At 72.3% G+C, this 17,327-nt stretch carries 14 protein-coding genes; 11 read left to right on the forward strand and 3 right to left on the reverse strand.

What is annotated here, in order from left to right; translation table 11 throughout:
- Positions 1-375: hypothetical protein (locus tag SNA_RS04875; RefSeq protein ID WP_044363444.1), on the forward strand; the 375-nt coding region annotated here is incomplete at its 5' end.
- Positions 372-1,970: a DUF5719 family protein gene (locus SNA_RS04880; protein ID WP_044363451.1), complete on the forward strand. Its 1,599-nt coding sequence runs from the start codon at positions 372-374 to the stop codon at positions 1,968-1,970. The genes SNA_RS04875 and SNA_RS04880, both read left to right, overlap by 4 nt.
- Before the next feature lie 175 nt (positions 1,971-2,145).
- Here SNA_RS04880 and SNA_RS04885 read toward each other — a convergent pair whose 3' ends face one another.
- Entirely contained in the window at positions 2,146-2,607 is a 462-nt protein-coding gene (locus SNA_RS04885) for a metallopeptidase family protein (RefSeq protein WP_030072961.1), read from the reverse strand.
- Between the two features lie 259 nt (positions 2,608-2,866).
- Here SNA_RS04885 and SNA_RS04890 point away from each other — a divergent pair, with 259 nt between their 5' ends.
- From SNA_RS04890 to SNA_RS04915, 6 genes are all read left to right on the forward strand, one after another.
- Entirely contained in the window at positions 2,867-3,307 is a 441-nt protein-coding gene (locus tag SNA_RS04890) for a DUF3499 domain-containing protein (RefSeq protein ID WP_078969687.1), read from the forward strand.
- Between the two features lie 163 nt (positions 3,308-3,470).
- Entirely contained in the window at positions 3,471-4,829 is a 1,359-nt protein-coding gene (locus SNA_RS04895; RefSeq protein ID WP_030072965.1) for a phosphomannomutase/phosphoglucomutase, read from the forward strand.
- 396 nt (positions 4,830-5,225) lie between these two features.
- Positions 5,226-5,408, forward strand: a complete 183-nt coding sequence (locus SNA_RS04900) for a Trm112 family protein (protein ID WP_030072967.1) — start codon at positions 5,226-5,228, stop codon at positions 5,406-5,408.
- Positions 5,409-5,484: 76 nt separating this feature from the next.
- Positions 5,485-6,624 carry an SIS domain-containing protein gene (locus tag SNA_RS04905; protein WP_044363454.1) on the forward strand — a complete coding sequence of 380 codons (1,140 nt, stop codon included), beginning with the start codon at positions 5,485-5,487 and terminating at the stop codon, positions 6,622-6,624.
- Positions 6,625-6,701: 77 nt separating this feature from the next.
- A complete protein-coding gene (gene manA, locus SNA_RS04910) occupies positions 6,702-7,898 on the forward strand; it encodes a mannose-6-phosphate isomerase, class I (protein ID WP_030072972.1) in 1,197 nt (398 codons plus the stop codon).
- 170 nt (positions 7,899-8,068) lie between these two features.
- Positions 8,069-9,028 carry a cation diffusion facilitator family transporter gene (locus SNA_RS04915; RefSeq protein ID WP_030072974.1) on the forward strand — a complete coding sequence of 320 codons (960 nt, stop codon included), beginning with the start codon at positions 8,069-8,071 and terminating at the stop codon, positions 9,026-9,028.
- Between the two features lie 324 nt (positions 9,029-9,352).
- Here the strand turns inward: SNA_RS04915 and SNA_RS04920 are convergent, their stop codons facing one another.
- On the reverse strand, positions 9,353-11,389 hold the full coding sequence (locus SNA_RS04920; RefSeq protein ID WP_198534983.1) for a fructose-specific PTS transporter subunit EIIC: 2,037 nt from the start codon (positions 11,387-11,389) through the stop codon (positions 9,353-9,355).
- Between the two features lie 835 nt (positions 11,390-12,224).
- Between SNA_RS04920 and ahcY the strand changes: the two genes are divergently transcribed.
- Both ahcY and SNA_RS04930 read left to right on the forward strand, forming a co-directional pair.
- Positions 12,225-13,682 (forward strand): adenosylhomocysteinase, encoded by a 1,458-nt coding sequence (ahcY, locus tag SNA_RS04925; protein WP_044363456.1) that lies wholly within the window; start codon positions 12,225-12,227, stop codon positions 13,680-13,682.
- A 188-nt stretch (positions 13,683-13,870) separates the two neighbouring features.
- Positions 13,871-14,485: a hypothetical protein gene (locus SNA_RS04930; RefSeq protein ID WP_030072978.1), complete on the forward strand. Its 615-nt coding sequence runs from the start codon at positions 13,871-13,873 to the stop codon at positions 14,483-14,485.
- Between the two features lie 160 nt (positions 14,486-14,645).
- Here the strand turns inward: SNA_RS04930 and SNA_RS04935 are convergent, their stop codons facing one another.
- Positions 14,646-15,839, reverse strand: coding sequence for an RDD family protein (locus SNA_RS04935; protein ID WP_030072980.1), 1,194 nt, complete (start codon positions 15,837-15,839; stop codon positions 14,646-14,648).
- 132 nt (positions 15,840-15,971) lie between these two features.
- Here SNA_RS04935 and SNA_RS04940 point away from each other — a divergent pair, with 132 nt between their 5' ends.
- Positions 15,972-16,979, forward strand: a complete 1,008-nt coding sequence (locus SNA_RS04940) for a stage II sporulation protein M (protein WP_030072982.1) — start codon at positions 15,972-15,974, stop codon at positions 16,977-16,979.
- The last annotated feature ends 348 nt before the right edge of the window (positions 16,980-17,327 follow it).

Raw genomic sequence — 17,327 nt, forward strand, 5'->3', positions numbered from 1 at the left:
ACCGGCGACCCGTACGCCGTGCCGCAGGAAGCCGCACAGGTCGGCGACCCGTATGCCGCGGTGCCCCAGCAGCAGCCCTACGAGCAGTGGCAGGCCGCCCCCGTCCAGCCGGACGGGCAGCCCTACGCACCCGCGGACCCCTACCAGGGCGGGCAGGGCGACTACCAGGCCGGGCAGGCCGCCCCCTACGGCGGACAGCCCGGGTACCCCCACCAGGACCCCGGCGCGTACCCGGCGGATCCCTACCAGGCCGGCGCCTACGACCCGTACGGCTACGCCCAGCAGGCCCCGCAGACCCAGCAGCCCTACGACGACGGCACGACGTACCCCGGCTCCTTCCCCGAGCCGCGCCGTGACGGGAGCGACCAGCAGTGAAGCGCACGATGATGTCCCTGATCGGCGCGGCGGCCGGGCTCGCCGCCGTCACCGGTGCTGCGGTGGTGGCCGCCCCCAACGGCGCGGCCACCACCGCCGCCCAGGGCGGCACCCGGCTGCCCGTCCAGCGGTCCTCGCTGCTGTGCCCGGCCCCGTCGTCGTCGGACGTCAGCGACACGACGTACACCTCCTTCGCCCCGGGCGTGACGGCCGGTGCGCACGTCAAGAAGGGCACGGCGAAGCTGGTGCCGGCCGGGACGGTGCAGGAGCCCGACGCCGGCGGCTCGTCCGGCACGTCCAGGAAGGGCGGCAAGGGCAAGGGCAAGAACAAGGGCGGCGCGGACTCCGGCGCGGACTCCGGCACCCGGACCGTCCCGCCCCGCGATACCCGGCCCGTGGCGCCGCTGAATGCGCCCGGCACACCCGCCACGGCCACCACCGACGCCGCCGATGCGCCGGCCCTGGTGGGCGATGCGGACGGCACCTTCGCCCCCGGGTGGACCGTCCAGCAGACCACCACGATCGCCGCCGGAAGCGGCCGCGGGATGCTCGGGCTCAGCTGCACCGCCCCGGACACCCAGTTCTGGTTCCCCGGTGTGAGCACCGACAAGGACCGCCAGGACTACGTCCATCTGACCAACCCCGGCCCGGACGACGCCGAGGTCGACCTCGAAATGCTCGGCAAGGACGGGGCGTTGAGCGGGGCGAGGGCCGAGGGCATCACCGTCCCGGCGCACACCACGGTCACCCGGCTGCTGTCCACCCTGACGGACAGCCCGACCGCCAACGCCGCGCTGCACGTCGTCGCCCGCCAGGGCCGGGTCGGCGCCGCCGTCCAGGCCACCGACGCCACCATGGGCAGCGACTGGCTGCCGCCCGCCGCCGACCCGGCCGACACGCTGGTGCTGCCGGGCATCCCCAAGGACGCCACCTCCGCGCGCCTGGTCGCCGTCGCCCCCGGAGGAGCGGACGCCGACTTCAAGGTGCAGCTGGCCACCCCGACCGGCGCGATCACCCCCGCCGGACTGGACACGCTGCACGTCAAGAGCGGGATGACCACCGCCGTCGACCTCAAGGCCCTCACCCAGGGCGAGCCCGGCTCGCTGGTCCTCACGCCCGCCGACGGCGGCTCCCGGGCCCCCGTCGCGGCGGCGCTGCGGGTGACCCGGGGCAAGGGCAGCCACCAGGAGATGGCGTTCATCCCGGCGACCCGCCCGGTGGACAAGCGCGCCACCGTCGCCGACAACCGGGCCAAGGGCACCACCCTCTCCCTCGTCGCCCCCGAGAAGGGCAAGGACGCCAAGGTCAAGGTCACCGCCTCGGCGGGCAGCGGGGGCGGCACCCCGGTCAGCCGGACCTACACGGTCAAGGGCGGCACCACCCTCGCCGTCGACCCGCCCCGCCCGCAGGGCCTCAAGGGCTCCTACGCGCTGACGGTGGAGCCCCAGCCGGGCAGCGGCCCCGTCTACGCGGCCCGCGCCCTTGAGCAGTCGATGGGCGGCATCCCCGCCTTCACCGTCCAGACCCTGCCGGACGACCGCGGCTCGGTCGTCGTCCCCACGGCCGGCCAGGACCTGTCGCTGCTGAACGACTGACCTGGCAGGAGTCCGGTGGACCCGCGCGACGACCACCGACCGTGGCGCCGGGACCACCGGGCCCCGGCCCCGCGCCGCCCCGCCGTACGGGACTGATCCGGGCCGAGATCACCCCCGGCCACCGGCCGTCCGCAACCACCAACGGCTCCGCCCCGGCCCGCCCCGCCGTACGTGACTAGTCCTGCCCATAGCGCGGATCCACCGACTCCGGGGCCAGCCCCAGCAGTTCGGCGACCTGTTCCACGACCACCTCGTGGACCAGCAGCGCGCGCTCGTCGCGGCTCTTGGTGCGGATCTCCACCGGCCTGCGGTAGATCACGATCCGGTCGCGATGTTCGCCGCCGGCCGGCAGCACCCGGCCCAGCGGTACGGTCTGGCCGTCCGTCTCCGCGTCCGGAAAGGCGTCGTCCGGGCCGAAGCCGGGCGCTTCCAGGACCAGGAAGTCGATCTCCGTGAGCTGCGGCCAGCGCCGCTCCAGGCGGTCCCGGGAGTCGTAGACGAGATCCACGAAGGCGTCGGCGCGGCTGACCGACAGCGGCACCTGGGGAGGCGCGATCGGGCCGCGCATGCCACGGCCGTGCCGGTCGCGGCGGCGGAGCCGCGGCTCCGGTGGTCGGGGCGGTACGGGGCTGTCCATCAGCATCGAGCGTAACCGTCGCGGGGCAGGTGGCACCGCCATGCGCGACAAGACGCCCGATGTCGCCGAGTGACCGGTCCGATACGCGTTCCGTTCGTTTGCATCCCTCCATCAGATCGCGGATCGCCCGCGGAATGACACGAATTGCGCCGACTGGTGACGGGTTTCCGTGCGGCGTGCCGTCCGTCCCGGGCTGCCCGGACCGAGACCACTCGGACGGGCGCAGGTCAGACGCATCGGACGAAGCGGGACGACACGGTTGGGTGAGCCGGGGGAGAGTCGTCGCGGCCCGCTCAAGAGTGCGGTACCGTCCAACGTCGTGAGCCCTGTACGTCGCTGTTCGCGCACTGCGTGCGGCCGCCCCGCCGTCGCAACGCTGACGTACGTCTATGCGGATTCGACCGCCGTGCTCGGACCGCTCGCCACCTACGCCGAGCCGCACTGCTACGACCTGTGCGCCGAGCACTCCGAGCGGCTGACCGCGCCCCGCGGCTGGGAAGTGGTCCGCCTCGCCATCGACACCGGTCCCGCCCAGCCCAGCGGTGACGACCTCGAAGCCCTCGCCAACGCCGTACGCGAGGCCGCCCGGCCCCAGGAGCGGGCGGCGGGCGGCAACGGCGCCCAGGGCGGGCGCGACGGCCGCCCGATGGAGGTGGCCCGCCGCGGCCATCTGCGGGTGCTGCGGTCGCCGGACTCCTGAACGCACCGCTGAGCGCACCGCCGTCGCACGGCACCCCCGTCACGACACCGGGTCGCGCACGGCGCCTCACGTCCCGTGCGCGGCCGGTTCGCGGTCCCGCACCCCACGCCCGGGGGTAGGTTTGTGGCTCCGTAGCGACTCAGCGATTCCAGGAGGCCCGGCAGTGACCGATCTGTCGCAGATCGTCAAGGCGTACGACGTGCGCGGTGTGGTCCCCGACCAGTGGGACGAGACGCTGGCCGAACTGTTCGGCGCGGCGTTCGTCCAGGTCACCGGCGCGGAAGCGATCGTCACCGGGCATGACATGCGGCCCTCCTCGCCCGGCCTGGCGCGCGCCTTCGCCCGCGGCGCGGCGGCCCGCGGCGCGGACGTCACCGAGATCGGGCTGTGCTCGACCGACCAGCTCTACTACGCCAGCGGCGCGCTGAACCTGCCCGGCGCGATGTTCACCGCCTCGCACAACCCGGCCCGCTACAACGGCATCAAGATGTGCCGGGCGGGCGCCGCACCGGTCGGCCAGGACACCGGCCTCGCCGAGATCCGCCGCCTGGTGGAGGAGTGGCGCGACCACGGCGCCCCGGAGCCGGTCGCCGCCACCGGGGCCGTCACCCAGCGCGATGTGCTCGCAGACTACGCCGACCATCTGCGCGGCCTGGTCGACCTGACCGGCATCCGCCGGCTGAAGGTCGTGGTGGACGCCGGCAACGGCATGGGCGGCCACACCGTCCCCACCGTCTTCGAGGGCCTGCCCCTCCAACTGGACGCCCTCTACTTCGAGTTGGACGGTTCCTTCCCGAACCACGAGGCCAACCCCCTCGACCCGAAGAACATCGTCGACCTCCAGGCCCGGGTCCGCGAGACCGGCGCCGACCTGGGTCTCGCCTTCGACGGCGACGCCGACCGCTGCTTCGTCGTGGACGAGAACGGCGACCCGGTCTCCCCGTCGGCGATCACCGCCCTGGTGGCCGCCCGCGAACTCGCCAAGCACCCCGGCGGAACGATCATTCACAACTGCATCACCTCCTGGTCGGTCCCTGAGGTCGTCAAGGAGAAGGGCGGCGAGCCGGTCCGCACCCGGGTCGGCCACTCCTTCATCAAGGAGGAGATGGCCAAGTCCGGCGCCATCTTCGGCGGCGAGCACTCCGCCCACTACTACTTCCGCGACTTCTGGAACGCCGACACCGGCATGCTGGCCGCCCTGCACGTCCTCGCCGCCCTCGGCGCCCAGCCCGGCCCGCTCTCCCGGCTCGTCGACCGCTACGACCGCTACGCCGCCTCCGGCGAGATCAACAGCACCGTCGACGACCAGACCGCCCGCCTCGCCGCCATCAAGGCTGCCTACCAGGGCCGCGAGGGCATCACTCTGGACGAACTCGACGGCCTGACCGTCACCGCCGCCGACTGGTGGTTCAACGTCCGCCCCTCCAACACCGAACCCCTCCTCCGCCTCAACGCCGAGGCCCGCGATACGGCCACCGTCGAACGGGTACGGGACGAGGCGCTGGGGATCATCCGCGGCTAGACAGCACGTGACGAGGGGCGGGCGGCCCGTACGTGACGCGAAGCGGGCGGCCCGTCCTGGGGCCCGGCCCGGCCCCGGCTCGTCCTGGGCCTGGCCCGGCTCCGGCTCGTCCTGGGGCCTGGCCCGGCTCCGGCCCGTCCCGGGGCCCGCCCCCGGCTCGTCCTGGGAACACGGCCCCGCCCCGTCCCGCCCCGGGAATCCCACCCCGCCCCGCCCCGTTGTGGCCTGCAAGGGGCCCTCGCATCCCCTAGGGGATCTGTTCGACCGCCCCCTAGGGGTTCCGTTCGGCCACCCCCAGAGGCCCCCCACCTCCGCAGATGCCCTCCGAGCAGGACCGGGCACCCCGTACGGCGGTACGCTGGCCACGCCGCAATCACCCCGAAGGAGCAGCCTGACATGCCGGTCGAAGCCAGCTTGATCGAGATCCTCGCCTGCCCGGCGTGCCACGCCCCGCTCGAGGACCGCACGGCGGCCGACCCGGCCGAGCTGATCTGCACCTCCGCCGACTGCGGCCTTGCCTACCCCGTCCGGGACGGCATCCCCGTACTCCTCGTCGACGAAGCCCGCCGCCCCGCCTGACCGGGCGCCGCCGGGCCCGCCCCGGCGCCGCCCGGCGATCCTTTGCCCGCACCGGCGAACGGAGGCCGCGCCCACCATGCTGGATGAGTCACTGCTCGACGCTCCCGAGGCGCTGGCCGGCGCCGACCGTTACGGACTGCTGCGAGGGGTGGCCGAATCCGGCGCCCGCGTCCGTACGGCGGCCCGCAGCGCCGCCGAGGCCGGTATCGCCGATATGACCCCCGACGGGCGGCCGCGCGCCGTCCTTGTCGCCGGTCCCGGACCCGCCGCCCCCGCCGTGGCGGACATCCTCAGCGCCCTCGGCGGCGGCAGCTGCCCCGTCACCCATATCCCGCCCACCGGCGTCGCCCCGCTGCCCGGTGCCCTGCGCTGGACCCTGCCCGGCTGGACCAGCTCGCTGGACCTGCTGCTGCTCGCCGGACCCGACGGCTCCGACCCCGGCCTGGCCGAACTGGTCGAGCAGGCCTACCGCCGCGGCTGCGCCATCGCCGCCGTCACCCCGGCCGCCGGCCCGCTCGCCGAGGCCGTCACCCAGGCCCGCGGGATGACCCTCCCCCTGGCCACCACGCCGTACGACGCCGAATTCGACGTCGAGGGTGCGCCCCCGGCCGCCCCCGGCACCCTGTGGTCGCTGCTGATCCCGCTGCTCGCCCTCGCCGACCGCATCGGCCTGCTCACCGCGCCCCCCGAGGCGCTGACCCGCCTGGCCGACCATCTCGACCAGCTCGCCGAACGCTGCGGCCCGGCCATCGCCACGTACACCAACCCGGCCAAGACCCTGGCCGCCGACCTCGCCGAGGTCCTGCCGCTGATCTGGACCGAAGGCACCGTCGCCGGAGCCGTCGGCCGCCACTTCGCCACCGTGCTGGCCGGACTGGCGGGCATCCCCGCCCTCGCCGCCGCGCTGCCCGAGGCGCTCACCACCCACCGCCCGCTGCTGGCCGGCTCGCTGGCCGCCGGCGCCGACCCGGAAGACTTCTTCCGCGACCGCGTCGAGCAGCCCGCCGCCCTGCACGCCCGCATCCTCCTGCTGCGCGACCGCCGGGAGGCCGGCCCCCTGTCGGCCACCCGCTCCGCCAACGAGCTCGCCGACGAATGCGAAACCGCCCTCAGCGAACTCCAGCCGGAAAGCGGCAGCGACCTGGAATGCGCCACGGAACTGCTCGCCATCACGGATTTCGCCGCCGTTTACCTGGCGCTTGCCGACACCGAGTGATCATTGGGTGGGGGCCGGGGCGGGGCCTGGACCCGCAGGCCCCCTCTCTGTCCCCCACCCCAGGAAGCAGCAGCCCCATGGACCGCCTCGCCAATACCGTGCGCCCCTACGCCTGGGGCTCCACCACCGCCATCCCGGAGCTCCTCGGCGTCGAGCCGACCGGCGCACCCCAGGCCGAGCTGTGGATGGGCGCCCACCCCGGGGCTCCCTCCCGTATCGACCGCGGTGCGGGCACCGTCTCGCTGGCCGAGGCGATCGACGCCGACCCCGAGGCCGAACTGGGCGCGGACACCGTACGGGCCTTCGGCCCCCGCCTGCCCTTCCTGCTCAAGCTGCTCGCGGCCGGTTCGCCGCTCTCGCTCCAGGTCCATCCCGACCTGACCCAGGCGCAGGAAGGTTTCGCCGACGAGGAGCGCCGCGGCGTCCCCAGGGACGCCCCGCACCGCAACTACAAGGACGCCAACCACAAGCCCGAGCTGATCTGCGCCCTCACGCCCTTCGACGGCCTCTGCGGCTTCCGCCACCCTGCCCAGGCCGCCGACCTCCTTGAGGTCCTGGCCGTCGACGACCTCAAGCCCTATGTGGACATCCTGCGCGCCAGCCCCGAGGAATCCGCCCTGCGCGAGGTGCTGACCGCGGTCCTGTCCGCCGAGCACCACGCAATCGCCGGCACCGTCGAACGCACCGCCGCCGCGGCCGAGTGCCTCGCCGCCCAGGGCGGCCCGTACGCCGCCGATTACGCCGCCTACGCCGCCATCGCCCACCACTACCCGGGCGACCCCGGCCTCCTCGCCGCCATGCTGCTCCATTACGTACGGCTCCAGCCCGGCGAGGCCCTGTTCCTCGGCGCCGGCATCCCGCACGCGTACCTCAACGGCCTCGGCGTCGAGCTGATGGCCAACTCCGACAACGTCCTGCGCTGCGGCCTGACCCCCAAGCACGTCGACGTCCCCGAACTGCTGCGCATCGTCCGCTTCGAGGCCGCCGACCCCGGCGTACTGCGCCCGGAGGCGTCCCCCGACGGCGATGAGGTCTACGAGACCCCGATCGACGAATTCCGCCTCTCCCGCTTCGTCCTGGCCCCCGGTGCCTCCCCCCGCCCCCTGGAGTCCCGCACCCCCCAGATCCTGCTGTGCACGGCTGGCACGGCCCGTCTCAGCACCCCCACCGAGACCCTGAGCCTCACCCCCGGCCAGTCCGCCTTCGCCCCGCCCGGCGACCCCGTCACCCTCACCGGCGACGCCACCGTCTTCCGCGCCACGGTCGCGGGCTAGCACCGTGCTCGGGCGGCCGGGGCGCCGCCGGAATGGCTCGTTCCGTTCGGCCGCATCCTGGCCACCTGCCACCCCCGAAGGACGGGGCTGCAACAATGACCGCCGCACGGTATTAAAGCGGTGGTAAAGCCCGGACGACGGGCGGTCGACGGAAGGGACATGCGGCACCTATGAGCGCATCAGGCGGGACCAAGGCGATCGTTGCGGCGCTGGGCGCCAACTTGGCGATCGCCGTGGCGAAGTTCGTGGCCTTCGCGTTCAGCGGCTCGTCGTCCATGCTGGCCGAAGGCGTGCACTCGGTCGCGGACTCCGGCAACCAGGGCCTGCTGCTCCTCGGCGGCAAGAAGGCCAAGCGCGCGGCCACCGACGAGCACCCCTTCGGCTACGGCCGCGAACGCTATATCTACGGATTCCTCGTCTCCATCGTCCTGTTCACCATCGGCGGCGTCTTCGCCCTCTACGAGGGCTACGAGAAGATCCACCACCCGCATCCGCTGGACAACTGGTTCTGGCCGGTCGGCGTGCTGATCTTCGCCGTGATCGCCGAGGGCTTCTCGTTCCGTACGGCGATCAAGGAGTCCAACGAGCTGCGCGGCAAGCAGTCCTGGAGCCAGTTCATCCGCCGCGCCAAGGCCCCCGAGCTGCCGGTCGTCCTCCTGGAGGACTTCGGCGCGCTGATCGGTCTGGTCCTCGCGCTGTTCGGCGTCGGCCTCACCCTCCTCACCGGCGACGGCGTCTGGGACGGCATCGGCACCATGTGCATCGGCACCCTGCTGGTGGTGATCGCGCTGGTCCTGGCCGCCGAGACCAAGTCGCTGCTGCTGGGCGAGGCGGCCGGTCCCGAGCAGGTCGCCGCGATCCGTGCGGCGATCGTCGGCGGCGAGGGCGTCACCCGCGTCATCCACATGCGCACCCTCCACCTCGGCCCGGAGGAGCTGCTGGTCGCCGCCAAGATCGCGGTCGCGCACGACGACACGGCCGCCGAGGTCGCCAAGGCCATCGACGCCGCCGAGGTCCGCGTCCGCGCCGCGGTGCCGATCGCCCGGGTGATCTACCTGGAGCCCGACATCTACAGCGAGGCCGCGGCCGCCGCGGGCGCCGACCCGGACGCGACGCCGGGCGGGCGCTGAACCGTCCCGTCCCGTGAGCAGCCGGGCCCCCGCACTCCTGCCGAGCACGGGGGCCCGCGCCGCACCCCACGGGCGTGCCCGTCCGTGGTCCCCGCCGGAATACCCGTCTGTGGTCCCCACGGGCGTGCCCGTCCGTGGTCCCCGCCGGAATGCCCGTCTGTGGCGCCCACGGGAATGCCCGTCTGTGGCGCCCACGGGAATGCCCGCCTGTGGTCCCCACGGGAATGGCCGTCCGTGCCCGCCACGGGAATAGCCGTCCGTGCCCGTCACGTTGTGGCCTGCAAGGGGCGCGCCCATCCCCTAGGGGATCTGTTCGAACGCCCCCTAGGTGATCTCCCCGAGGAGCCGCAGCACCGCCGCCTCGTCGGCCGCCCCTTGGAGTCGTGCCCGGAAGTCCGTATCCATCAGCTTCCGCGCCAGCAGCGCCAGAATCCGCAGATGCTCGTCCCCGGCCGCCGCCTCCGGCACCGCGATCAGGAACACCAACTTGGCCGCTGTCCCGTCCAGCGAACCCCAGTCGATGCCCTCCGCCGACCGCGCGAAGGCGACGACCGGCGCGGTCACCGCATCCGTTTTGGCGTGCGGAACGGCGATCTCCTCGCCCAGCCCCGTGCTGCCCTGCGCCTCCCGCGCCAGCGCGACCCGCACGAGTTCCCCGACGTCCGTCACCTTGCCCGTAGCGGCCGCCAGTTCGGCCATCTCGCGGATGGCCGCTTCCTTGTCGTCGGCGGCGAGCTGGGTCTTGATGGTCTGCTGGGTGACGTACCCGGAGAGGACGTCAGGGACGCCAGGGGCATCGGGGATGTCAGGGGCATCGGAGGCGTCTGGGGCATCCGTGACGTCGGAACCATCCGCTACGCCGGAAGCATTCGCAACACCGGAACCATCCACGACACCGGAACCATCCGCCACCCCGGGATCATCGGACCGGACACCATCGCCCTCACCCGCCGCCCTGGCAGGGACCGCCGCCCGCTCCCGTCGCCCCTTCCGCCTCTCCGCAATATCCACCAGCGTCACCGTGGTCGCCGCCGTCACCGCCGCCCCGATCACCACGGCAACAACGAACATCGGCACCCCGCCGATCGCCCCCAGCACCGCCACGATCGGCCCGCCGTGCGGCACCGCATCCGACACCCCGGCCAGCCCCGCGACCGCACCGGCCACCGCGCCGCCGAGCATGTTCGCCGGAATCACCTGCGCCGGCCGCGCCGCCGCGAACGGGATCGCGCCCTCGGAGATCCCGAACAGGCCCATGAACAGCGACGCCATCCCGGTCTCCCGCTCCTGCTCCGTATAGAGCCGCTTACGGACCAGCGTGGCCAGCCCCTGCCCCAGCGGCATCACCGGGATCGCGGCAGCACACATGCCCATCACGGTCTGGTTGCCGGACGCGATCAGCCCCGAACCGAACAGAAACGCCGTCTTGTTGACCGGCCCGCCCATATCGAACGCGATCATCAGCCCGAGGAGGGCGCCCAGCACGATCGCGCTGGCCCCGGTCATCCCGCCGAGCCACCCGGTCAGATGCGTGAACACCCATGAAATCGGCCTGCCGAGCACGAAGATGAAGAACAGCCCGAGCACCGTCGTCGCCACGATCGGGATCACGATGATCGGCATGATCGGCTGGACGAACCTGGGGACCTTGACCTTCTTGATCCACTGCACCAGGAACCCGGCCAGGAAACCGGTGACGATCGCGCCGATGAACCCGGCGCCCGCCTTGGAGCCGTACAGCGCACCGGTATTGGCGATCCAGCCGCCGATCATGCCCGGCACCAGCGCCGGCCGGTCGCCGATCGCGTACGCGATATAGCCGGACAGGATCGGCACCATCAGCGTGAAGCCGATGACACCGATGTCATTGACGTGTTTCCAGAACGACCCTTCCGGGATGACCAGGCCCCCGTCGGCCTGCGGATGCCCGCCCAGTGCCAGCGATATCGCAATCAGCAGCCCGCCGACCACCACGAACGGGATCATGTAACTGACCCCGTTCATCAGGGCCTTGTACGCGACGCTCCGCTCCCTGTCGCCGCCCTTCGGGGCCGCCGCCCCGCCACCCTCGTACACCGGGGCGCTCCGCACCCGCTCGATCAGCGCTTCGGGGTGGTGGATCCCCTCCGCGACCCCGACGGCCAGCAGCCTCTTGCCGGCGAAGCGCCCGCGATCCACGTCCTTGTCCGCGGCGATGATGACGTAATCGGCGTCTCTGACATCGTTGTCAGTCAAAACGTTCTCGGCCCCGATGGACCCTTGCGTCTCCACCTTGATCGCATGCCCGAGGGACTGCGCGGCCTGGGTGAGCTTCTCCGCGGCCATATACGTATGGGCGATGCCGGTCGGGCAGGCCGTCACCGCGAGCAGCTTCAGCCCCTGCCCGCTCTTCCCCGCGCCCTTGGGGGGATCGGCTGGACTCGTCGTCACGTGTTCTCCTTACGCACCTCGGCGCGGCCGTACAAGGGTTCTCCCGTTCCCGCGCCCCGGGCATCCTGCCCCACCCGCAACCGCCCGCATAGCCCTTGAGCCCGGCCGGGGCCCGGCCCGTACCGCACCGGCTGGCCGCGTGGGCCGTCGCGCGCCACCGGTCCCACTCCAGCCACGACCGCACGGATCCAGCCCCGTAAGGGCCTCCCTTTCGGCCCCGTTCCGCCCCCGTTCCGTCCCGTGCGAGCCTCCGCGCACACCCCGTCGCGTCCCCGTACGGCCCTCCGCGCACCCCACCTCGTCCCCGCACGGTTCTCCGCACATCCCGCCTCTCCCCGCGACGTGCGCCCCCTCCGGCCTGCACCGCCTCCCGGACCGACGCCCCCCGGACCGAAGCCCGTCCCGCCCCTGCCCCATCCGCTTCCCGCTCCACCCGCTTCCTGCCCCCTCCCACCCTGTCCCTGCCCCGTCCTCAGGCCCCCCGCCCGTTCCCACCCCCTCCCCGGCCCATCCGGGCTGGGGTTCGCTGGGCCGATCGGTGTAGATTCGTGACCAGTGCCAGACGTCGCTGCTGATGGCGGTCGGGCGGTTCGCCCCGCGGACCGGCCGAGGGAGAGAGGGCCTCCGACGGACTGCGCTGCGGCCAGGGGAGAGGTGTGTGCGCCTACGCGTACGCTCGTTCCGCCAGCTATTGCTGGGGGAGACCCCCAGCCCGCGCCGCAGACTGCCCAGCCCGAAACCACGCGACGCTCGAGGAGCAGCCCGCATGACGACAGCAGCCACCGGCCAGGACTTCAAGGTCGCCGACCTGTCCCTCGCCGCCTTCGGCCGCAAGGAGATCACCCTCGCCGAGCACGAGATGCCCGGCCTGATGGCGATCCGCAAGGAGTACGCCGCCGCCCAGCCGCTGGCGGGCGCCCGCATCACCGGCTCCCTGCACATGACCGTGCAGACCGCCGTCCTGATCGAGACCCTGGCCGCCCTCGGCGCCGAGGTCCGCTGGGCGTCCTGCAACATCTTCTCCACCCAGGACCACGCCGCCGCGGCCATCGCCGTCGGCCCCAACGGCACCCCCGACAGCCCTCAGGGCATCCCGGTCTTCGCCTGGAAGGGCGAGACCCTCGACGAGTACTGGTGGTGCACCGAGCAGGCCCTGACCTGGCCGAACTCGCCCACCGGCGGCCCGAACATGATCCTCGACGACGGTGGTGACGCCACCCTCCTCGTCCACAAGGGCGTCGAGTACGAGAAGGCCGGCAAGGTCCCCTCGGTCGAGACCGCCGAGAGCGACGAGCACCGCGCCATCCTGGAGCTGCTCACCCGCACCCTCGGCGAGGCGCCGCAGAAGTGGACCAATGCGGCCTCCGAGATCCGCGGTGTGACCGAGGAGACCACCACCGGCGTGCACCGTCTGTACGAGATGCAGCGCGACGGCGACCTCCTCTTCCCGGCGATCAACGTGAACGACGCCGTCACCAAGTCGAAGTTCGACAACAAGTACGGCTGCCGCCACTCGCTGATCGACGGCATCAACCGCGCCACCGACGTCCTCATCGGCGGCAAGACCGCCGTGGTCTGCGGCTACGGCGATGTCGGCAAGGGCTGCGCGGAGTCCCTCCGTGGCCAGGGCGCCCGCGTGATCATCACCGAGATCGACCCGATCTGCGCCCTCCAGGCCGCGATGGACGGCTACCAGGTCGCCACCCTCGAAGACGTCGTCGAGACCGCCGACATCTTCATCACCACCACCGGCAACAAGGACATCATCCTTGCCTCCGACATGGCGCGGATGAAGCACCAGGCGATCGTCGGCAACATCGGTCACTTCGACAACGAGATCGACATGGCCGGCCTCGCCCAGCTCCCCGGCATCGTCAAGGACGAGGTCAAGCCCCAGGTCCACACCTGGACCCACCCGGACGGCAAGGTCCTGATCGTCCTGTCCGAGGGCCGCCTGCTCAACCTGGGCAACGCCACCGGCCACCCGTCGTTCGTGATGTCCAACTCCTTCGCGGACCAGACCCTGGCCCAGATCGAGCTGTTCACCAAGCCCGAGGAGTACCCGACCGACGTCTACGTGCTCCCCAAGCACCTCGACGAGAAGGTCGCCCGCCTCCACCTCGACGCCCTGGGCGTCAAGCTCACCACGCTGCGCCCGGAGCAGGCCGCCTACATCGGCGTCCAGGTCGAGGGCCCGTACAAGCCGGACCACTACCGCTACTGAGCCGGCCCGTCGCCCTCAGGGACCCGCTCCCTGACGGTCGGCGAACGGCACGCACCAGCAGCCGGTGACCCCGGAAGCCAGGCCCTCGCCCCTCACGGCGGGGGCCTGGCCCGTAAGCCCCCCGAATCCACCGGCGACCCCGTCGGCGAACCCACCGGCCCCTCGCCGCCCGAAGGACTCCACGCCCCATGCCCCGCGGCCACTACTCCCTCCACGATCCGCACGATCACACCCCCCTCGGTGAAGAGCACTTCCACTGCGCCACCGGCCCCTCCGGCTGGCGCTATGTCTCACAGATCACCACCCCCTCCGGCGAGCACGCCGGCTCCGTCGACCTCACCCTGGACGAACTCGGCCGCCCCCTCCGCCTCGAACTCCACGCCGCTTCCTGGCAGGTCCGCGGCGCCGCGCTGGAAGGCGTCACCTGGGTACGCACCGACCCCACCGGCGAACACGCCACCGAAGGCAACGCCCGCGCCCACGCCTTCACCGGCGCATCCCCCGCCTTCCTCGTCGCCACCGCGCGTCTCCTGCGCCCCACCCTCGGCGCCGGCGCCATCCGCACCCGCCTCGTCGCCTTCACACCCCCCGTCCTTGCGCCCCGCACCCTCGACCAGTCCTGGGCCCTGCTGTCCAGCACACCACACGCCACTGACAACGGTCCGCTCATCGCCGACGAGTACCAGGTCAACGACCTGGAGACCGGCGAACAGCACACCATCCACCTTGCCGGCGACGTCGTCCTCTCGGCCCCCGGCATCGAACTCGAATCCCTCGAATCCCCACCGTCGACGTTCCGCTAACCCCCTCCACGACGGACGCCTCCCCACCCAGTCCGCCGTCTCTCCCCCCGCCTCGCCCCGCACCAACCCCTGCCGAGGCCGCTCTCGCCCCGCGCTGCTCCACCACTGACCGCAGGCCCACCCGCCGCCACCGTCCGGCCCTTATGCCGCCGCCCACCCCTCACACAGGCGGCACAAACCCCGTCCGGGCCGCCCCATCAGCCCCGTCGTCCCCGACCTGCCGCTCCACCCCAGCCTCCGTACGCCCGCCGCCACCCCGGGCAACGGACGGCCCCTCACTCCCCGACGAGTCCCCGGCCACCGCCACCCCCCGGTCCATGGCTCCCTCCCCAACACCAACCACATCAGTCACAGCAGCCGTGCTACCCCCAGGCGGCGCCCACCGCCCCTCTTCCCTCGCAACCCCGCCAGCCCCCACCGAAACACCCTCCCCAACCTCACCCAATGCCCCCCAGGCCCTCGCACCCACAACCCCCGAAGGCCCCGAAGCACCCCCGCCCGGCTCCGTCCTCGCCCCCGGGTACGCCCCGCCCTCATAAGCCGCCCCAACCACCTCGGTGACCCCTGCCGCGCCAACTACCCCAGCTGCCCGGGGCACCCCAGCCACCCCGAACGCCCGCCGCGCCTCCCTCTCCTGCCGCTCACCCACCACAGCGGCCAGGTACGCCGCCGGATGCGCCCCGGCAGGCGGCGTCACGCCCGTGAACCCCCGCAGATCCTCCGCCAGCCGCCCGGCCATCGCCCCGCCGACCTGCGGATCCAGCTGCTCCATCCGCCCCAGGAACTGCCGTACGGTCAGCCACCACCCGTCCGGCACCCGCGACAGATCCAGCCCCTCGACCTCCGCCTCCAGCCACGGATCCGGAACCGGCAGTTCCGTCACCGCCTCCTCCACCGGGATCCGCTCCCGTACGACGAGCGTCCCGGCGAACACGTCCCCCACCCGCCGCCCCCGCGCCGACACCAGGGACGCAAGGGACGCGACGACGCCCATGGTCAGCACGATCTCGATCGCCCCCATGGCACCCCGCACCAGCGCATGCCGGAACCGGATCGGCCCCCCGTCCTCCCGCACCACCCGCAATCCGCAGATCATCTTCCCCAGCGACCTCCCCTGGCTCAGCGTCTCGATCGCAATCGGGATCCCGACCTGCACCAGTACGAACGCCGCCACCGAAGCCGCTGCGAGTGCCGCGCTGTCCATCGACGACATCGTGCTCACCAGCACCAACGACACCGCGATATACGTCCCCCAGGCCACGGCCAGATCGACCATCACCGCCAGCCCCCGACTCGGCAGCCGGGCCGGCCGCAGCCCCAGCACCACCGCTTCACCCGTGACCAGCTCATTCACCGCGCCCACTCCCTCTCCGCTCCCGTTCACCGCGCCCGTTCCCTGCCAACTCCCGCCCACCCCACGCAGGTCCCGCCCAGTCTGCCAAGCTGATCCAGACCCCATCCGGCGCTACGAGGAGCGAACTTCCGCATGGACCTCGATGTCTTCGTCACGGCCCACAGCGCCGAATGGGACCGCCTCGAAGCCCTCCTGCGCCGTAAGCGCCGCCTAACGGGCGCCGAGGCCGACGAACTCGTCGCCCTCTACCAGCGCACCACCACCCACCTCTCCCTCCTCCTCTCCACCGCCCCCGACCCCGCACTCACGGGCCGCCTCACATCTCTGGTGGCCCGCGCTCGCAGCGCGGTAACGGGCGCCCGCAAGGCCTCCTGGCGCGACGCCGCCCACTTCTTCACCACGGCCTTCCCCGCAGCGGTCTACCGCCTGCGCCACTGGTGGATCCCCACCGCGGTCCTTTCCCTCACCGTCGCCGCCCTCCTGGGCTGGTGGATCGCCGCACACCCCGAGGTCCAGGCCGCCATCGGCGCCCCGGAGGAGCTCCGCGCCATGACCCGCCCCGGTGGCGAGTACGAGACGTACTACTCGAGCCACCCCGCCGCGGCCTTCGCCGCCCAGGTATGGACGAACAACGCCCAGGCCGTCGCCCTCTGTCTGGTCCTCGGCGCCTTCGCCGCCGTCCCTGTCCTGTGGATCCTCTTCCAGAACATGCTCAACCTGGCTGTCGGCATCGGCCTGATGTCCTCGGCCGGCCGCCTCGACACCTTCCTCGGCCTGATCCTCCCGCACGGCCTCCTGGAACTGACCGCCGTCTTCATTGCCGCAGGCATCGGCCTACGCCTCGGCTGGACGCTGATCGACCCGGGCCCCCGCACCCGCCGCACGGCCCTGGCACAGGAAGGACGCACCGCCCTCGGCGTCGCCATCGGCCTCGCCGCAGTCCTGTTCCTGTCCGGCGCCCTGGAAGGCTTCGTCACTCCCTCCGGCCTGCCCACCTGGGCCCGCATCACCATCGGCGCCGCCGCCGAACTGGCATTTCTCCTGTACGTCTATGTCCTGGGCGGCCGCGCCGTACGCGCTGGCGAGACCGGAGACCTCGCCACCCCGGACCGCGAGGCCCCTCTGCCGACCGCCGCCTGATGTGCGTCCACCCCCGCTGACCTGCTACTGTCCTCATCTCCCCGCAAACCCATTGACATGGGTGGCACGGGGAGGTAGATTCAAACGGTTGCCACGAACTAGACATGTTCGACAGCGACGGTTAGTCTCTTCTCCGCTTCGGCCGGAATTCATATCGGCGAGGCGCATCCGATCCTTTACCGGAAATCTGGTCGATTAATTCAGTCGATCAGCTTCTGATAAAGTCGGAAAGGCCGAAAGGCAAACCCCTCCGACGGGAAAAGCAATCCAAGTTCGAGCCGGAAACGGCAAGGCGCGGATCTGCTAAAGTCGGAAAGGCCGAAAAGGCGAAAGCCTGGAAGGCCAACC

Origin of the sequence: Streptomyces natalensis ATCC 27448 (assembly GCF_000935125.1) — a bacterium.
GTDB classification, from domain to species: Bacteria; Actinomycetota; Actinomycetes; order Streptomycetales; family Streptomycetaceae; genus Streptomyces; species Streptomyces natalensis.